This window comes from Streptococcus sp. DD13 (assembly GCF_001578875.1).
Taxonomy (GTDB): Bacteria; Bacillota; Bacilli; order Lactobacillales; family Streptococcaceae; genus Streptococcus.
In genome coordinates this window covers 121,567-140,225 of sequence record NZ_KQ969506.1, presented here as the reverse complement: position 1 = coordinate 140,225, position 18,659 = coordinate 121,567, and the positions used below count along the sequence as shown (strand labels likewise).

Here is an 18,659-nt window from a genome sequence, read left to right as displayed (position 1 = left end):
TTCCAATTCATCCCCCCTCATCAATCCAACAGGAGGGGGACTGGATTGCCACAATCCTTCTTACTTAAACTGCTCTGAAAAACGAACATCCCCTTGGTAGAAACCACGGATATCATTGATTCCATAACGAAGCATGGCGACACGCTCCTGACCAAGTCCAAAGGCAAAGCCAGAGTAGACGGTCGTATCGACACCACTCATCTCAAGCACGCGTGGGTGTACCATGCCGGCACCCATGATTTCAATCCAGCCGGTTTTCTTGCAGACGTTACAGCCCTCTCCGCCACACTTGAAGCAAGATACATCTACCTCAACAGACGGCTCTGTGAATGGAAAATAAGATGGACGCAAACGAATTTGACGCTCTTCACCAAACATTTTTTGGACAATCAGTTGAAGGGTTCCTTGAAGATCTGCCATGGAAATGTCTTTCCCCACAACCAAGCCTTCAATTTGGTGGAACTGGTGGCTATGAGTCGCATCGTCCGTATCCCGACGGAACACGCGCCCTGGTGAGATCATTTTCAAGGGACCTTTAGAAAAGTCATGGGCATCCATGGCCCGCGCCTGAACAGGAGAGGTGTGAGTTCGGAGCAAGATCTCTTCTGTGATGTAGAAGGTGTCCTGCATATCCCTCGCTGGGTGATCCTTTGGCAGATTCATCCGTTCAAAGTTGTAATAGTCCTTCTCAACCTCAAAACCATCCACGACTTGGTAACCCATCCCGATAAAAATATCTTCGATTTCTTCACTGGTTTGGGTCAAGACATGACGGTGACCAGTCGCTACTGGACGACCTGGAAGGGTCACATCCAGACTTTCGCTCGCTAATTGAGCTTCTACTTTCTTTTCTTCCAAAAGTTGAGCCGTTTTTTCAAAGGCAGCTGTTAAGACATCGCGGGCTTCATTGACGTGTTTCCCGATGACCGGTCGCATCTCAGCAGAGACGTCTTTCATCCCTTTAAGGATTTCAGTCAGTGAACCTTTTTTCCCAAGGACTGAGACACGCAAATCTTGCAAGTCTTTTTCATTTTCAGCAGTAATCTGCTTCAAGCTCGCCAGTGTTTCTTCGCGCAATTTTTTTAACTGATCTTCAATAGTTGACATAATTCCTCCAAATTCAATAAAAAAAGCATGCCAAAACTCCAGTAGCGGAGCGTTGACACGCGGTACCATCCGTTTCATCTGACCGTTCCGTCAGACCTTCATTTCTAAATCCATGCGCAAGTGAATTCACCCAGCTTCCATATAAAGAGCTTGCAGTCTCGGCTCTCCTCCCTGATATACTTCCCTTGAGTTACTAGTCTTGCAGATTTCTATTCAATTCTCCTTATTCTAGCAAAAAAAGAACATCTTGGCAAGAAAGAGAAGATGGAAAACATCTGGTCCATTATCCGAGTCATACAGACCATCTATACCATCCTCCAGCCACGAAGGTTTCTTCGACTTACTGATTGACCGTCACTTCTCCCGTTGTATAGTTCAGGCTCAGCCCCGATTGAACATTGGGAACAAAAACATTAAATTCTAGAGTCCCATCACTTGCTTTGGCTTCTATATGAGAGCCCACCGCGACCAAGTCGTTTTCCTTCGCATAAATCAAGGTCACGCGATAACGAACCCTCTTCCCCTTGTCGAGCGCTTTTCGTACCAAGGATTCATAGTAATTTTGTCCGGTGGAGTCGTCACTTCTTGCCTGATTGGCCCAAGCGGTCTGCACCGCAATATTGTTCGGATTACTGGTGGAAGCATCAAAGCCTTTTAGACCACCAACTAGGGCATAACCCAATAAATGTCCACGATCCACAGCATGGTCATAGGCACCGGTTAAATCCTTTACTTGGTGCCAACCAGCCGGAGTCCAGTTTGTCGATCCATTTCCGGTCTCCTCACGACTTTTATACTGTCTTGTCTGTTTTGTCAAAAGAGCATTGGCCACTGTCGGTACTCGCTTTCCTTGAACCATTTTGGTTTTTGTATCCGCATAGGGAGCAGATGATACCTTGGCATCTAGATCCGTTTGATTGTCATTGACCACAAAAGCTCCGGATCCATTCCATGACAAATCCCCTTTTATCTGAGCGCGGACAGACGAAGTCAGAACTTGACTGGCCAATTCCTCAGATGGATGCTGGTCGCTTGCTCGGCTTTGATTGTGATAATAAGTTTGTGGGCCAGTAGCCTGCTGCTGAACAAGGTAACCGCCTACCACCAGAACAACTGCAATCAAAGATGAAAGAAGCCCTGTGACTTGTTTTTTTGTTTTCCTTTTTGCCATATTCTCCTCAAAAAAGAAGTTTCATACAGACTAGCCTGCTGAAACTTCTAGTTCTATTTCCCTGTTAGTTTTCCAATAATTTCCTGCCACTTATCGATAGACAAGATAGACCAAGGTTTGGATCCACCACCTATAGTTCCATAGCCAATTACGAGCCCAATCGCAAAAACGGCTAGTAAGATAAGGATCGCTAAGATGACCAGTAAAAGCTGGCGACCAACAAATTTTGCATTTTCCTTATGATTCATCGTCTTCCTCGCTTATTCGCTCAATATTTGCACCTAATTTCGCTAACTTTTCATGGAATCGGTAGTAACCCCGGTCTAAGTGAGATAATTTTCCAACCCGAGTTTCTCCTTCCGCAACCAAGCCCGCAAGAATCAAGGCCGCACTAGCCCGTAAATCCGTAGACATGACTTCAGCTCCCTGCAAGGGTTGTCCCCCGACAATGATTGCCGTATCTCTCAAAATATCTGAATGCAAATCCATCCGACGCATCTCTTCCAAGTGCTGGAATCGATTTTCAAAGACTGTCTCGATCATCGTCGATTCGCCTTTAGCAACCGCCATGAGACTCGTAAATTGAGCCTGCATATCCGTCGGAAATCCAGGGTGGGGAAGGGTTTTGACCGTAACAGCTTTTAACTGAGAAGGATTGGATTGGACTCGAATCCCATCTGCTTCTTCTGTCACCTGCACGCCCATTTCCTGCATTTTTGAAATCAAAGGACGATTGTGTTCCCAGATAGCATCCTTGACCAGTACATCTCCACCTGTCATGGCAGCTGCCACCATAAAGGTTCCCGCTTCGATGCGGTCTTGGACCACCTTATGATCGGCCCCGTGGAGTTCTGCGACACCATTGATCGTCAAGGTCTCCGTTCCAGCTCCTCTCACATCCGCACCCATCTTATTGAGTAAGATAGCTAAATCAACGATTTCAGGCTCTCGAGCCGCATTGTCTAAAATCGTTTGACCCTGGGCCAAGGTAGCCGCCATCATTAAGTTTTGGGTCGCCCCTACACTTGGAAAGTCCAAGTAAATATGGGTCCCTTTAAGACCAGATGTCGTCGCTTCAATATAACCTGCTGTCTGGCGAATGGTCGCCCCCAACGCTTCTAACCCACGCAAATGAAGATCAATGGGACGAGACCCAATCGTACATCCACCCGGCATTGAAACCCGAGCGACTCCGTTACGAGCTAAAATCGGACCAAGAACCACGATAGAGGCTCTCATTTTATTGACATACTTATAGGGAGCGGTACTTCCGATCTCTCCACTCGCATCTACAGTAACTGTCTTTTCTTCCTGATCAAAATCAACTGAAATTCCCAATCCCCTAACGACATGGTTCATGGTAAACACATCTGATAAAATTGGGACTTGAGACAGGTGGCTTTTCCCAGTGCTAGCTAGAATGGTCGCAGCTAATAGTGGCAAAACAGCGTTTTTTGCACCTTCAATCTCTACTTCCCCGACTAATGGCGTCTGCCCCCCTTGGACGACGATAATATCTTGTTGACTCATTTTCTTACCTATTTCGAATACTTTCTGAGATATTTTGTGTAATGGTCATCATCTCCAAAAAGAAATTGGAAACCATATAACCGATTGCAATGGCTAAAAATAAAACGAAGATTTGAATCCGAACGCTATTCTCAGCATTTCCCTTTAATACTTTAGACCAGTCTACTACCGCTACCATCACCGAGTAGGTCATGTAGATGAAAAATAGATGACTGACAAATGACACAATTTGATAGAACATACCCTCATTATACCACGGATTGTCCCCCAAAGGCACTATTGGGATATCGATTCGAAGGAAAAACCTTATGTTCATTGAATGTCCTTTCATCTCCTTACAGGGATAGGGACAAGTTTGATTCTTCGCTACAGAACACGTAAGAACTATAATATATTTGCAAAAACTCTTTTGATCGATTCATCAAAAGGGGGATAAACCATTTTAGATCATCGATTTTACTGCTTCTCCTAACGGTTCATCCGTTATTGTAGATGTCTCATAACGATTTATCGGATAAAACTAAGCTCAACGAAAAGGAGAAACGAAACGGCTTTAGGTTGGGTGCCTTTTTTTCTCTCTTTGATGATTCCTGGCCTTGATTTTCCATCCATTTTTAAAATAAACGGTTTCCACTTGGAGCCCTCAGTAACTCCGTCTCCTTATCTACAGACAAATGACTGTATAAAAACAAGCCTGACTTCATTTCTGTCGATACTTCAAAATGTTCCTTGTCGAGCAGTCTCTCTTTTCAAAAAATAAATTCATCTGTTTTGGATTTGCTTCTTTTGATTTTTTGCACAAGCTACAAGATTCCCCGCAATCACTTCATTCACTTCATCCTGACTTTCCACCTCAAAACTAGATTGTACCATCAAAAGAGAGTAGGACAGAAATCGGTCATTCGGTAGAATGCGATTTCGTCGTCCCACCTCCGCACAGTTGAGTAGGGCTGTAAAAGCGGATGAAATCAGTCTAGTCGAGCCCACTCCACCACTGCGTCTTACTCGACAATCCAAAAACAAAAAAGAGGCTAGGACTTTTGTCCCAGCCTCTTGAACGAAACATCCCTCGAACGAATCCGAAGGAAAAAAATCCTGTCAACCTCGAATATTCCTAATTGGAACAAGGTCCATCGCACTCGAAATAGCACGGTTCCTGTGCATCAATGCCTACCGACATTAATCCGGTTTAAGGCCCGTTGAAGGGCCACCGTAGCCCGGCGTTCCATATCGATATTATGTGCAGAATGTGCTTCTTCTAGCTCCTTTTCTGCCCGAAGTTTGGCACGTTCAGCCCGTGTGACATCAATATCCCGCTCCCGTTCGGCTGAGTTTGCAATTACCGTGACCAAATCTTCTGCCACCTCAATAATCCCACCATTTACTGCAATCCAGTCAACGTGATTTTCATCATCGATCCGCCGAACCTTAATTTCATCAATCGCCAAGGGAGCAATCATCGAGATATGACCTGGTAAAATCCCTATCTCTCCTGACACGGTCCGACACTGAAGGTAGTTCGCATGATGCTCATACTTGATGCCATCTGGTGTGACAATCTGTACGGTCATTTGTGCCATTTATCACCTCTTAAAATTTCATTGATTCTGCTTTTTTGATCGCATCTTCTATTGCCCCGACATTTCGGAAGGCATCTTCTGGTAGATTGTCATATTGACCTTCCAAGATCCCTTTGAAACTTCGAACGGTATCTTCTACTGGAACGTATGAACCAGGAAGACCCGTAAATTGTTCCGCAACGTGGAAATTCTGAGAAAGGAAGAATTGAATCCGGCGTGCTCGACCGACCAAGGTCTTTTCATCATCCGATAACTCATCCATTCCCAAGATCGCAATAATATCTTGCAATTCATGGTAACGTTGGAGAACCCGTTGCACCTCAGTCGCTACAGCATAGTGCTCTTCTCCCACAATCTCTGGAGAAAGAGCTCTTGAACTGGAAGCGAGTGGATCCACCGCAGGATAAATCCCCAATTGGGTCAACTTCCGTTCCAGGTTGGTCGTTGAATCCAAGTGGGCAAAGGCCGTCGCTGGAGCGGGGTCCGTGTAGTCATCAGCAGGCACATAAATCGCCTGGATAGAGGTTACAGAACCCTTCTTGGTTGAAGTGATCCGCTCCTGCAATTGTCCCATTTCAGTTGCCAAGGTTGGCTGGTAGCCCACAGCTGACGGCATCCGACCCAAAAGGGCAGACACTTCCGAACCAGCTTGGGTGAAGCGGAAGATATTGTCAATGAAGAGCAACACATCTTGGCCTTCCACATCACGGAAGTATTCCGCAATGGTCAAGCCCGTCAAAGCTACGCGCATCCGAGCCCCTGGTGGTTCATTCATCTGACCAAAGACCATGGCTGTCTTTTCAATGACACCCGATTCTTTCATTTCCCAGTAGAGGTCGTTCCCTTCCCGGGTCCGTTCCCCAACACCGGTAAAGACAGAAATCCCCCCGTGCTCTTGGGCGATGTTATGAATCAACTCCTGAATCAAGACAGTCTTTCCGACCCCAGCTCCACCAAAGAGGCCGACTTTCCCCCCTTTTAAATATGGGGCTAAGAGGTCAATCACTTTGATCCCTGTTTCTAGGATTTCTGACGACGTTGATAACTCATCAAAACTAGGTGCTTTTTTGTGAATCGGCTCTCGCACCGCATCTTTCGGAAAAGGTTGCTCCAAGTCAATCGTATCTCCAAGAACATTAAAGACACGACCCAAGGTTTCCTTCCCTACAGGTACTGAGATGGGACGACCAGTGTCCAGTACTTCTAAACCTCGGGTCAACCCGTCTGTTGACTCCATCGCAATGGTCCGAACCACTCCGTCTCCCAATTCAAGGGCCACTTCAAGCACAATTTTTTGCTTGCTCTCATCATTCTTATAAACAACAAGGGCATTATTTATCTCAGGTAATGCTTCTCCAGCTGGAAAAGTCACATCCACAACTGGTCCCACAATCTGAGAGATTTTGCCTGAACTCATGATAACTCCTATTTATTGTAAATTGAAAAAGTAGAGGACTATCCCACCAACTTAGCGAGTCGGCTAGCCTCCCGTTTTCCCTTCGAACTGTTGATGAATAGCTGCCACTATATCTTGTGACAGCTTTATTCCAAAGCGCTTGCGCCACCAACAATTTCTGTAATTTCTTGTGTAATATCTGCCTGACGGACGCGATTGTATTGAATGGTCAAGTCATTGATCACATTCTTTGCATTGTCCGTTGCGGTCTGCATCGCTGTCATCCCAGCTGCACTTTCAGCAGTCTTGGCATCAATAATGGCGCCATAGATCATCGATTCTGCAAATTGTGGCAACAACTCATTCAATATGGCATCCCGATTCGGCTCTAACTCAAAATTCAAGATCTTCTCTGGTTCTGCCTCATCTTCACTGATATCCGCAATCGGAAGCATTTGCTCGACTCGAACCTGACTGGTTAGACTATTGATATGGTGATTATAACAAACATACAGTTCATCAAAAATGCCGTTCAAATACATCTCCAAGGACTTAGAAATGATTTTGCTGACCTCTTCAAAACTAGGCTGATCCCCAATATCTCGGATTTCAAACAAGGGCTCATACCCTCTGGCACGAAAGAAATCTGCTCCCATCCCACCGATACAAATAATCTCAAAGTCATTGCCATTCGGGTGATAATCCTTTTGCAACTGCATTACCGCCCGAAGGATATTGGAATTGTAGCCTCCGACAAGTCCCTTATCAGAAGTGATGACGATATAACCAGATTTTTTGCAGGGTCTTTGGACCAACATAGGATGATTAGAATCTGAAAATCCGTTCCCATGAAGCAAATCCGTCGTAATCTTTCTGACCTTCGAAGCATAAACCTGAAAATCTTTCGCTGCTTGTTCGGATTTTGCTAATTTGGCGGCAGAAACCATCTGCATAGCTCCAGTAATTTGACTCGTCTTTTTCGTAGAAGCGATTTTATTTTTGATTTCATTTAAAGAAGGCATCTTAATTCCTCCTCTTTATCCAAAGACGGATTGATCCTTAAATTCCTGAATAGCTGCATCCAAATCAGCTTCTTCAGGTAAGTCTCCAGTCGTCCGAATGGTTTCTAAAAGCTGGGCATGATGAGTATCAAAATAGCGATAAAGTTCCGCTTCAAACTTTAAGATATCGTCCACCGGTACCGAATCTAAAAATCCATGTGTCAAGGCATATAAAATCAAAACTTGTTTCTCAACAGGGAGTGGCTGGTGGACAGGCTGTTTCAAGACTTCTACCGTTCGACGACCACGATTGAGCTTAGCTTGAGTGGCTGCATCTAGATCGGAACCAAACTGAGTGAAAGCTTCCAATTCACGATAGGAAGCCAAATCCAAACGCAAGGTCCCTGCAACCTTCTTCATGGCCTTAATCTGAGCAGAACCTCCGACCCGAGATACGGAAGAACCGGCATCAATCGCTGGACGAATACCCGAATTAAAGAGGCTATCTTGCAAGAAGATTTGCCCATCCGTAATCGAAATCACATTGGTCGCAATGTAGGCTGAAATATCTCCAGCTTGGGTCTCGATAAATGGTAATGCCGTGATCGAACCTCCTCCAAGAGCAGGAGACACACGCGCAGCCCGTTCCAAGAGACGACTGTGAAGATAGAAGACATCCCCAGGATACGCTTCCCGACCAGGCGGACGACGAAGCAAGAGGGATAATTCACGATAAGCCACGGCTTGTTTGGAAAGATCATCATATGCAATTAAGACATCTTTGCCGGCATACATAAACTCTTCTGCCATGGCAACCCCCGCATAAGGAGCAAGGTACAGGAGTGGAGAAGGTTGTGAGGCAGACGCCGTCACAACAATCGTATATTCCAAAGCACCGTAGCGACGGAGAGTTTCAACTTGGGTCCGAACCGTAGATTCTTTTTGACCAATTGCAACATAGATACAAATCACTCCCAGCCCTTTTTGATTTAAAATCGTGTCAATGGCGATGGAGGTCTTTCCTGTTTGACGGTCTCCAATGATTAACTCCCGTTGACCACGGCCAATTGGAACCAATGCATCAATAGCTTTCAACCCTGTTTGCAAGGGCTGATTCACAGATTGACGTTCCATGACGCCAGGGGCTGGAGCTTCGACAGGACGTGTCTTGTCCGTCTGGATCTCTCCTAATCCATCAACCGCTTGCCCTAAAGGATTGACAACGCGTCCGATAAGAGCGTCCCCAACAGGCACTTCCATGATACGACCCGTCCGTTGGACTGAATCTCCTTCACGAATAGCCGTGAAATCCCCTAAAATAATAATCCCAACATCACTAGACTCCAAGTTTTGAGCCATTCCGAAGGTTCCATTTTCAAAAATCAACAATTCCCCGCTCATGGCATTTTCCAAACCATGCGCACGAGCGATTCCATCCCCAATATAGGTGACAACGCCCGTCTCGGTAACGTCAAAATTTGGTTGAAAGTCTTCTATTTGTTTTTTAATTAAAGCGCTTATTTCTTGTGCATTAATAGCCAAAAGAACACCACTTTCTATTTCATTGTATTTCTTAGTGCTTGCAACTGTGCTTTCAAAGAAGCATCAATCGTTTTGTAATTGGATTTGACCACAAAGCCTCCGATGAGATCTGGATTCACCTCTTGCAACACACGACGAGGTTGCAGATCAAATCGCCTCTTGACAATCGAAAGCAGGTCCTTCTCTTGTTCCTCGGACAAGGGCACTGCTGAAGATACCAGCACATCAAACTGATTGGTTCGATGACTCAAGAGCTTTCGGCTTTCGACCAAGATCGGATAAAACAGGCTTTCTCTCTCATTTTGGATGATGACCTCCAGAAAATTGGTCACATATGGTGAACTAGATCCCTGGAATAAGCGGATCAGCTGGACCTTTTCTTCCAAAGGAACAGATATATCCGCCAAAAAAGATGGAGCATCTGTTTCTTCCAATACTGCAAGCAGAACATCCAGCTCCCCGAAAACTTGGTCAGACTGATTTTGTTCTATTATTACATCAACGAAGGCTCCTGCATACTTTTTGACAAGTCCTACTTGTTTTGTATCCATCAAGCTTCTCCTATTTTTTTGATGTATTGATCGATTAACTCGCTTTGGGCTGCTTGATCCAGGTTTGCGCCTAAAAGCTTGCTTGCTACTGCAAAAGATAAATCTGCTACCTCATCTTTGACAGTTTCCAAAGCCTCTTGTCTGCTTTGTTCGATTTCAAGTTTGGCTTTGTCTTTCATGCGGAGCACTTCTTCTTTGGTCTTCGCAAGTGTTTCAGATTTTTGGCTCTCTGCAGTCGCTCTGGCATTTTCGATGATCTGTCCTGCTTCTTGACGACTATTGGCCAATTCGACTTGACGCTTGTCGGCTAAGTCTTCTGCCTTTTGACGAGCCGCTTCTGCACTGTCAATATCATCTGCAATCTTTTTCGCACGTTCCTCGAAGATACCCGTAATTCGATCCCAAGCAAACAAGCGAATGAGAATCAAGAGGACAATAAAGGACCCCGTAACGATAATGACATTCCCTAGACTCGTTGCATTAATCAATTGTGACATAGAGTCCATCTCCTTTCTTATTCTTCATGGTTGACCTTATGGCCAATATAGGTGCTGGTGAGCATAATAAAGACATAGGCTTGAATGGCTGAGATAAAAATAGAAAAGCCCGTCCAAAGGATGTTTAGGATAAAGGCCAAGGGAGCCATCCACACGTTCCAGTGAACCAAAGCCAGCAACAAGCTTAACACAACCTCCCCAGCATAGATATTTCCGTACAACCGCAAGGTCAAGGAAGCCAGATTTGTGATTTCTTCTAATATATTCATCGGCAACATAGCTGGAATCGGGGTCAGGAATCCTTTGAAATAACCAGAAAGTCCTTGTTTCCGAATCCCTTCAACCTGACAAATCAGCGAAACCATCAAGGCCAGCCCAAAATCGACAGCTGTAACAGATGTCGGAGACGTCCAAAAATTGAACTGTTTGGACTCTAATTTAGTCACTAGACCAATGTTGTTGGCCACCATCAAGAAAAGAAAGAGTACAAAAGCAAATAGGCTGTAGTTTTTGCTGTATTGCCCTAGATTAGGCTGAATCACACCTTGTACGAAGTCGTAGATGTATTCTAGGACATTTTGTTTGCCTTTTGGACGAAGGGTCATCCTTCGGCTAGCCCAAAAAACAAAAGCAAACACTAAAAGGACAGTTAAGAGAGACATCGCAAGAATGGTCAAATCAAACTCAATACCAAATAACTGCACAGTTGGGTTTTCTAAAGTTTCCAACTTCTCCCTCCTCTATTTGTATAACGCTATCGCAACTCTTATTTTACAAAGAAGGTCGATGCAAGTAGGACAAAGAAGGTTCCTTCAATAAATGCAATCCCTAAGATCATCAAGGTTTGAAGACGACCAAACAATTCTGGTTGACGGGAAGCAGCTTTTGCAATATTTGACACCAAATATCCTTCTGCAATAGACACACCCAATACGGCAATACCGAGGGCCAAGATAGCTAAATTCATAATGAATCTCCTTTAATTATTGATACTCCTAATAGCTTACTCCTTTAAATTTTTTTGTCAAACTAGGACCGGATTGTGGGGGCGATTTTTCGGAAATCCAAAGCAATCAGACGTTTTTTTCTATAGGATGAAACAAGAAAGGTGCGGATCCAGCTATTTCGCTATCCACTCTTCGTCCAAATGTCCTATCCTAAAAGCAATAGGGGACGGAGGCAGTTGATGGCTTACGTTCATTCGGATGGACATAGAAAAAGCCTTCCTATCCAATCAAATGGAAAAAGAAGACTTTTTAGACGGACATCAACGGAGCGAATCCTCCTCAGTCATGGAAACACTCTGGTCCACAAAGTTCTGAATCGCTTGGCACTGTTCTTTATCTTCGTTTATCGTGAGAGCTTGTGTCGACACGCGATCTGTATCTGCAAAAAACTCAATATGCTTGGCCAAATTGATCAGTTGAACAGGAGCGTCTTTGCCATATTCTCCATCTAGATTCAACATCAAAGGGGGACCGACCTCTTCCAACTTTTCGATTTCTACATTTTTTGATTTGATGTAGAGAATCTTATCACTATGAATGTGCTTCCCGCCATTCATCATGAGGCGTACCAAGTCCAGAATTTCAAACAAACTAGCTGTTTTGACCAGGATTAGTGTAAACTTCCCGTCATCCAACTTGGCATCTGGAACGATTTGCTCAAATCCACTTACAGAATTGGTCAGAGCAATAAAGATCAACGAAACCCTGCCTTCAAATACACCATCCTCATGTCGAACACGAACCGGTGTAAATTGAACTCGCGGAAGTAGCTCTGCTCCCTTTACAACATAGGCTAGGTAGCCTAGCATGGTTTTTAATTTGCTGGACACACGATAGGTGAGTTCCGTTAAAGTTCCCATAGCGGCTATATTAATAAAATACTTTTCTGTCTGATTGTTTCTCCGAACCTCACCAATATCCATCTGAATGGTTTGTTGCTTGCCAATTAAACGAGCTGCTGCAAGAGGATTGTTCCTTGGAACCTTAAGAGCTCTCGCAAAATCATTGGTTGTCCCAGCTGGAATAATGGCCATTTGGGGGCGCTTAGCCAGAGGAGCTATCCCATTGACCACTTCGTGAATGGTTCCATCTCCACCTGCTGCTATCACTAAATCAAAACCTGCTTCACCAGCTCTTCTTGCTTCGTTTAGAGCTGAATTTTCTTCTGGTCTTGTCTTAAAGGCTGAGGCCTCATAGCCAAACCCTTCCAAGATGTCCAGAATTTCAGCTACGTTCTTTTTCATGATTTCTTTTCCAGAAGTTGGATTATAAATCAGGCGGGCTCTTTTTCTCTCTGCCATATGTTTTCCTCGCCTTCCCTTCTTATAAACTTGCTAACCAGGCTTCATCCTTTACTTCGATTCCTAACTCTTGGGCCTTGGTTAATTTACTCCCGGCGTCTTGACCTGCTACGACAAGGTCCGTGTTTTTCGACACGGAGCCACTCACCTTAGCCCCCAGTTGTTCAAGCTTCTGCTTGGCTTGACCTCGTTTCATAGACTCTAATTTCCCAGTCAAGACGACCGTTTTACCTGCTAACAGAGCATTTTCTTGAACCACCGGACCTTGATAAACAAGATTCACGCCTGCATCTTCCAGTTCCATTAGAAGGCGGCTCCCCCCAGGACTGTCGAAATAGGTGCGAATCGCTTGAGCAGTGATCTGTCCAACCCCTTCAATCGCTGCAATTTCTTCGGAGCTTGCTTGTGCGAGTCTCTCTAGGGTTGAAAACTCTTTAAGAAGAAGCTGACTCGCCTTGCTTCCAACATGACGAATTCCTAAGCCAAATAAGAGGCGCTCTGCCGAATTCCCTTTAGAAGCCTGGATGGCTTCCCAGAGTTTAGCTGCCGACTTTTCTTTAAAGCCATCTAGCTCTTCTAATTGTGTTGGTTCAAGCTTGTAGAGGTCCGCAACATCTTGAACTAGATTTGCTTCAAAAAGTTTATCGACATTGGACTCTCCAAGGCCCACGATGTTCATCGCATCCCGACTCGCAAAATGGGTGAGACGGTTCTTGATTTGAGCAGGACACATGGGATTGATACAGCGTAAGGCTACTTCATCCTCATAGTGAAGCAACTCACTCTGACAACTTGGACACTGCTCGGGTATCACAAGAGGATCCTGATCTTTTCGGTGATCCATCAGGACATGAAGAACAGCCGGGATAATATCCCCCGCCTTGTAAACAATGACCCGGTCACCGATTCGAATATCCTTTTCTTCGATATAGTCCACATTATGGAGAGTCGCTCGGCTCACTGTCGTACCAGCTAATTGGACAGGACTTAAGTTGGCAGTCGGTGTCACCACCCCTGTCCGTCCCACTGTCCAATCGACCGATAAGATTTCCGCTTCTTTTTCTTCTGCCGGAAACTTATACGCAATGGCCCATCGGGGTGCCTTGACTGTAAAGCCCAGACTAGCCTGCTGGGACAAATCGTCTACTTTAATGACAATCCCATCGATTTCATAGGGGAGCTCTGAACGTTTGCCGGCCATTTCCTGAATAAATCGCCAAACCTCATCCATCGTATGCGCCACATGGCGATGGGAGTTGGTTACAAAGCCTAATCTTTCTAATTCAGAAAGGACATCCGACTGATAAGCTAGGTCAATCGGACTAGCCACTTGGTACAAAAAGGTTGCTAGGCCACGCTTAGCGACAACTCCTGTATCCAACTGACGTAAGGTTCCAGCTGCGGCATTCCGAGGGTTGGCAAACTCGGGTTCTCCCAATTCTTGTCGCATGCGGTTGACCCGTTCAAAGGAAGCTTTGGGCATGTAACATTCTCCCCGAACGGTCAAATCCAAAGGCTCTGACAGCATCAAGGGGATATCGGATACCCGGCGAAGGTTTTCTGTGATATTCTCTCCTACCGTCCCATCTCCTCGCGTAGCCCCCGCTAGCAGCTGGCCATTTTGATAGGTGAGTGAGATGGACAGCCCATCAATCTTGAGTTCACAGATGTAGCGAGCTCTTGGGAATTCTTTCCGTACACGCTGATCAAACTCGTCTAATTCTTCCCGTGAAAAGGCATCCTGCAAACTAAAAAGCGGATATTCATGCGCATATTTTTCAAAGCCCTCTAGAATCCGTCCCCCTACTCGGTGACTAGGACTATCAAGCTGAATTTCCTCAGGATAGGCAGCCTCTAAGTCCACTAACTCTCGATACAAGCGGTCATATTCTGCATCTGACACTGTTGGCCGGTCTAATTGATAATATTCTTTTGCATATTGATTGAGCAGCTCAACCAATTCCTTCATTCGTTCCTTCATATCAGTATTATATCATGAAACACCTGTCCATTGATTTCTCAGGAGTACTTTTCTTGCAATTTCGGATTTTTTTCAGTTTTCTTTCAGATATCTTGCCCAAATGCCCTGCTCTTCGTCCAAAAAGATAATTTCCGTAGTAGAATTCCTCCTCCTGCCTACAAAAAGGGTATAATAAGGATAGCATGTGTTTTGGGGGATTCTTCTTATAGAAAACCACTGACACTCACACTATTTTTTACAATCTGGAGGAACGATCATGCCTGTTACTTTTAAACGCCAAGATGATTTAGAAAAAATGCTTGAAGAATTTGCCTCTTTCGAGGCCTTAGAGACCATCGAACTTCCCAATGATCCTGATCCTATCCCTGACAAAAAGGACGCAAAGGAATAGGTCTTGCCATGTTTCAACAACTACCATTGTCTATTTTACAGGCGGGCGCGATCTTCTTGTCGATCATTATTGAAGCCCTCCCCTTTGTCCTAATCGGTTCGATTATCTCTGGCTTTATCGAAATCTATATCACGCCTGAGTTCGTCTATCGCTATCTCCCCAAAAACAAAATCCTGCGGATCATGTTTGGGAGTCTGGTAGGATTCTTTTTCCCTTCTTGTGAATGTGGGATTGTACCGATTGTTTGCCGTTTCCTGGACAAAAAAGTCCCCAGTTATACGGCCATCCCCTTTCTAGCGACAGCGCCAGTCATCAATCCCATTGTCCTCTTTTCGACCTACACTGCTTTTGGAAATTCTGTGACAATCGCCTTGTATCGAGCGCTCGGTTCCATTCTTATTGCGATGATTCTTGGGATTGTCCTTGGATTCTTTTACAAGGGACCGATCTTGAAATCGTCTCGGACGGAGCAGCATCGCCATCAAGATTCTAGCCTTCGGGGATGGAAAAAAATGGGTCATGCCTTGATCCATTCGATTGATGAATTCTTTGATACAGGCCGTTATTTGGTTTTTGGTTCCTTGTTTGCAAGTCTTCTGCAAGTCTACCTGCCAACCCGCATTCTGACCACTATCGGACACAATACGGCTACAGCAATTCTGATCATGATGGTATTGGCTTTTGTTCTGTCCCTTTGTTCGGAAGCAGATGCTTTTATCGGCTCATCATTTCTAGCTACTTTTGGTTTTGCACCGGTTATGGCCTTTTTAGTCATTGGACCCATGATTGATATCAAAAACGTCCTGATGATGCAGGCTCAATTTAAAGGACGCTTTATCGCTCTCTACTTCGGTTTGATTAGCCTTGCGGTCTTTACCTATAGTTTCTTACTGGGAGGTCTTTAATGATTCGATTTTTAATCCTTGCTGGGTATTTTGAAATGACCATGTACCTTTATGTTTCCGGAAAACTCAACCAATATATCAATCTTCACTATTCCTACTTGGCTTTTTTGTCCATGATTCTGGCCTTTATCCTTTCATTAGTCCAGCTTTATATCTGGATGAAAAACATGAACGTCCATAGCCATCTCAAGACACCGCTCGCTAAGACCATGAGTTTTTTCCTCTTAGGGATCCCCTTGTTTATCACTTGGTTTTTCCCAACAGTCACCTTAAACTCACAGACGGTAGAAGCAAAGGGCTATCATTTCCCAGTTGCTGCAGGGACGGATCTGTCTGTCCAAGACCAAGAAGGTACCGCTACCCAGTATCTCAAGCCCGATACATCTTCCTATTTTACAAAATCAGCCTATGCTGAAGAAATGGAAACGGAACTTGCCCGCTACAAAGACCTGGACAAGATTACAGTTACAGATGACAATTATATGGAAGTGATGGAATTGGTCTACAACTTCCCAGATGCTTTTTTAGATAAGACCTTTACGTTTACCGGCTTCGTCTATAATGACCCGGATAACAAAGACCAACAGTTTATCTTCCGATTCGGGATTATCCATTGTATTGCGGATTCTGGTGTCTACGGTCTATTAACGACAGGGGCGAAGCAAGTCTTGACGAATAATACCTGGGTTTCCGTGACTGGCCGGATACAGGTCAGCTACCATCAGTCCCTCAAACAGACCCTTCCCACCCTCCAAATCGATTCGATCCGAACGATTGAAGAACCTAAGAACCCTTATGTTTACCGCGTTTTTTAGAAAAACGATTGCCCCCTCTTCCTTCGTCTTTGTAAGACCCTAGACGGAGGATTTTGTGATATAATACCCTTATATAGTTTGATTAGAATAGGATGTAACCTTATGAGCTTTCACGTGTTATTTACCATTTTTGGAGCGAGCGGAGATTTGGCCAAGCGAAAACTCTATCCCTCCCTCTTTCGTCTCTATAAATCTGGACAAATCGCAGAGAACTTCGCGGTGATTGGAACAGCTCGGAGACCATGGACCAAGGAATACTTTGAACAAGTCGTAATTGACTCCCTTGGAGACCTCCCCAACAATGCTCGCGAAGCTGCTGACTTTGCCAGTCATTTTTACTACCAAAGTCATGATGTGAATGATACCGAGCATTATCTAGAGCTTAAAAAGCTACAGGATGAGCTGGACCACAAATACCAAACCAACCACAACAAGGTCTTCTTTTTATCCATGGCACCTGAATTTTTCGGAACCATTGCCTTGCACCTTAAGTCTGAAAAAATCGTAGATGGACGTGGGTTCGAACGATTGATTATCGAAAAGCCTTTTGGTACCAGTCTAGAAACAGCTGAAAAACTGAATCAAGAACTGACACAAACTTTCGATGAAGATCAAATTTACCGTATCGACCACTATCTTGGTAAAGAAATGGTCCAAAACATTTTTGCCGTTCGCTTTGCCAACATCCTTTTTGAAAAATTGTGGAACCGCGACTACATCGACAATGTCCAAATCAATTTCGTAGAGGCAATCGGAGTCGAAGACCGAGGGGGGTATTATGATCACTCCGGCGCCCTCAAGGATATGGTGCAAAATCATACTCTTCAAGTGTTATCGATTCTAGCGATGGACAAACCGGCTTCCTTTACAGAAGCAGACGTTCGAGCTGAAAAAATCAAGGTCTTCCAACATCTAAAAAAGCAAAGCGAAGAAGACATCAAGCGTCATTTTATCCGCGGACAATATACTGCTGGAAGGATCGATGGTCAAGATTTCAAGGGATATCTAGAGGAAGCCAACATTGCGGAGCATTCGACAACCGATACATTCGCAAGTGGAGTCTTCTTTGTCGATACTGATCGCTTCCGTGATGTCCCCTTCTTCTTCCGAACTGGAAAACGTCTGACTGAAAAAGGGACCCGCATCTCCATTACCTTCAAGAAGGAAGTTGGTTTCTTCCACTCAGATATCGAAAAAGATATCGAACCCAATGTGTTGACCATCTACATTCAACCAACAGAAGGCTTCTCTCTGACAATTAACGGCAAGGAGGTAGGGGCAGACTTCCAGTTGACCCCTACGCGCTTAAACTTCCGCCACGATGCGGATGCCCTCGGCAACTCTCCTGAAGCCTATGAAAAGCTCTTCTTTGATGTTCTCAATGGGGATTCCACAAACTTTAGTCACTGGGAAGAAGTGAAGGCTAGCTGGACCTTTATCGACAAGGTTGTGAAGATCTGGCAAGAAAATCAAGTGCCCCTTCACACTTATCCGGCTGGGACTATGGGACCACAAGCTTCCTTTGATCTCTTAGAATCCTTTGGAACCGAATGGAATTGGAAACCAGATATCTGGTACCGTGAACGAGGCCTCCTAAAAAAAAAGAAGAAGGACAAGGGAATTCCTCTTCCTGTTTCTACCGACAACTATCGTTCATAACGATTTAAAAAGAGAGCAACAGCTCTCTTTTCTTCTATGTCAGCCTGAATCCCCTTCTAACAAGCGTTCTGGTCTTCTGCAGGACATCTTTGAGCCCTCCAGCTTTTTTCTTGATCATTTAAAAACTTCCGAACAAAGAGAGAGTGGGACAGAAATCGGGAATTCCTTAGAATTCGATTTGGTCGTCCCACCTCCGCTCAGTTGAGTAGGGCTGTAAAAGCTGAT

General features: G+C 44.7%; 18 protein-coding genes and 1 pseudogene. 4 read left to right on the top strand and 15 right to left on the bottom strand.

Annotated features, from left to right (window positions below; genetic code table 11):
• Positions 1 to 60 precede the first annotated feature (60 nt).
• The 15 genes from pheS to ligA all read right to left on the bottom strand — a co-directional run bounded on the left by pheS (position 61) and on the right by ligA (position 14,664).
• Positions 61 to 1,107 carry a phenylalanine--tRNA ligase subunit alpha gene (gene pheS / locus STRDD13_RS00665; protein ID WP_067103115.1) on the bottom strand — a complete coding sequence of 349 codons (1,047 nt, stop codon included), beginning with the start codon at positions 1,105 to 1,107 and terminating at the stop codon, positions 61 to 63.
• Between the two features lie 340 nt (positions 1,108 to 1,447).
• Positions 1,448 to 2,278 carry a DNA/RNA non-specific endonuclease gene (locus STRDD13_RS00660; RefSeq protein ID WP_067100528.1) on the bottom strand — a complete coding sequence of 277 codons (831 nt, stop codon included), beginning with the start codon at positions 2,276 to 2,278 and terminating at the stop codon, positions 1,448 to 1,450.
• A gap of 53 nt (positions 2,279 to 2,331) precedes the next feature.
• Positions 2,332 to 2,526 carry a DNA-directed RNA polymerase subunit beta gene (locus STRDD13_RS00655; RefSeq protein WP_067100526.1) on the bottom strand — a complete coding sequence of 65 codons (195 nt, stop codon included), beginning with the start codon at positions 2,524 to 2,526 and terminating at the stop codon, positions 2,332 to 2,334.
• Positions 2,516 to 3,808, bottom strand: coding sequence for a UDP-N-acetylglucosamine 1-carboxyvinyltransferase (gene murA / locus STRDD13_RS00650; protein WP_067100523.1), 1,293 nt, complete (start codon positions 3,806 to 3,808; stop codon positions 2,516 to 2,518). Before murA ends, STRDD13_RS00655 begins: the two co-directional genes overlap by 11 nt.
• A gap of 4 nt (positions 3,809 to 3,812) precedes the next feature.
• A complete protein-coding gene (locus STRDD13_RS00645; protein ID WP_067103113.1) occupies positions 3,813 to 4,049 on the bottom strand; it encodes a DUF1146 family protein in 237 nt (78 codons plus the stop codon).
• A 922-nt stretch (positions 4,050 to 4,971) separates the two neighbouring features.
• A complete protein-coding gene (locus tag STRDD13_RS00640) occupies positions 4,972 to 5,388 on the bottom strand; it encodes a F0F1 ATP synthase subunit epsilon (protein ID WP_067100521.1) in 417 nt (138 codons plus the stop codon).
• A 10-nt stretch (positions 5,389 to 5,398) separates the two neighbouring features.
• Complete coding sequence (atpD, locus tag STRDD13_RS00635) at positions 5,399 to 6,805, bottom strand: F0F1 ATP synthase subunit beta (protein ID WP_067100519.1); 1,407 nt, start codon at positions 6,803 to 6,805, stop codon at positions 5,399 to 5,401.
• Between the two features lie 125 nt (positions 6,806 to 6,930).
• Positions 6,931 to 7,806 carry a F0F1 ATP synthase subunit gamma gene (locus STRDD13_RS00630; protein ID WP_067100516.1) on the bottom strand — a complete coding sequence of 292 codons (876 nt, stop codon included), beginning with the start codon at positions 7,804 to 7,806 and terminating at the stop codon, positions 6,931 to 6,933.
• Positions 7,807 to 7,821: 15 nt separating this feature from the next.
• Positions 7,822 to 9,327 carry a F0F1 ATP synthase subunit alpha gene (gene atpA / locus STRDD13_RS00625; protein ID WP_067100513.1) on the bottom strand — a complete coding sequence of 502 codons (1,506 nt, stop codon included), beginning with the start codon at positions 9,325 to 9,327 and terminating at the stop codon, positions 7,822 to 7,824.
• A gap of 14 nt (positions 9,328 to 9,341) precedes the next feature.
• Positions 9,342 to 9,878, bottom strand: a complete 537-nt coding sequence (locus tag STRDD13_RS00620) for a F0F1 ATP synthase subunit delta (RefSeq protein ID WP_067100511.1) — start codon at positions 9,876 to 9,878, stop codon at positions 9,342 to 9,344.
• Positions 9,878 to 10,375, bottom strand: a complete 498-nt coding sequence (gene atpF, locus STRDD13_RS00615) for a F0F1 ATP synthase subunit B (RefSeq protein ID WP_067100508.1) — start codon at positions 10,373 to 10,375, stop codon at positions 9,878 to 9,880. The genes STRDD13_RS00620 and atpF overlap by 1 nt, the downstream gene beginning before the upstream one ends.
• Positions 10,376 to 10,392: 17 nt before the next feature.
• Entirely contained in the window at positions 10,393 to 11,103 is a 711-nt protein-coding gene (gene atpB / locus STRDD13_RS00610) for a F0F1 ATP synthase subunit A (protein WP_067100505.1), read from the bottom strand.
• Positions 11,104 to 11,141: 38 nt separating this feature from the next.
• Positions 11,142 to 11,345, bottom strand: a complete 204-nt coding sequence (locus STRDD13_RS00605; protein ID WP_156471224.1) for a F0F1 ATP synthase subunit C — start codon at positions 11,343 to 11,345, stop codon at positions 11,142 to 11,144.
• Positions 11,346 to 11,642: 297 nt separating this feature from the next.
• The gene (locus STRDD13_RS00600; RefSeq protein ID WP_067100499.1) at positions 11,643 to 12,683 is read right to left on the bottom strand and encodes a diacylglycerol kinase family lipid kinase; all 1,041 of its coding nucleotides are present in this window, start codon (positions 12,681 to 12,683) and stop codon (positions 11,643 to 11,645) included.
• A gap of 22 nt (positions 12,684 to 12,705) precedes the next feature.
• The gene (gene ligA / locus STRDD13_RS00595) at positions 12,706 to 14,664 is read right to left on the bottom strand and encodes an NAD-dependent DNA ligase LigA (RefSeq protein ID WP_067100496.1); all 1,959 of its coding nucleotides are present in this window, start codon (positions 14,662 to 14,664) and stop codon (positions 12,706 to 12,708) included.
• Positions 14,665 to 14,920: 256 nt separating this feature from the next.
• Here ligA and STRDD13_RS08815 point away from each other — a divergent pair, with 256 nt between their 5' ends.
• The 4 genes and pseudogenes from STRDD13_RS08815 to zwf form a co-directional block, all read left to right on the top strand.
• Entirely contained in the window at positions 14,921 to 15,055 is a 135-nt protein-coding gene (locus STRDD13_RS08815; protein ID WP_269450091.1) for an SPJ_0845 family protein, read from the top strand.
• 8 nt (positions 15,056 to 15,063) lie between these two features.
• Positions 15,064 to 15,960 carry a permease gene (locus STRDD13_RS00590; protein ID WP_067100493.1) on the top strand — a complete coding sequence of 299 codons (897 nt, stop codon included), beginning with the start codon at positions 15,064 to 15,066 and terminating at the stop codon, positions 15,958 to 15,960.
• Complete coding sequence (locus tag STRDD13_RS00585) at positions 15,960 to 16,775, top strand: TIGR03943 family putative permease subunit (RefSeq protein ID WP_067100490.1); 816 nt, start codon at positions 15,960 to 15,962, stop codon at positions 16,773 to 16,775. The genes STRDD13_RS00590 and STRDD13_RS00585 overlap by 1 nt, the downstream gene beginning before the upstream one ends.
• A 102-nt stretch (positions 16,776 to 16,877) precedes the next feature.
• A pseudogene (gene zwf, locus STRDD13_RS00580) lies at positions 16,878 to 18,374 on the top strand (glucose-6-phosphate dehydrogenase); the annotation flags it as partial.
• Between the last annotated feature and the right edge of the window lie 285 nt (positions 18,375 to 18,659).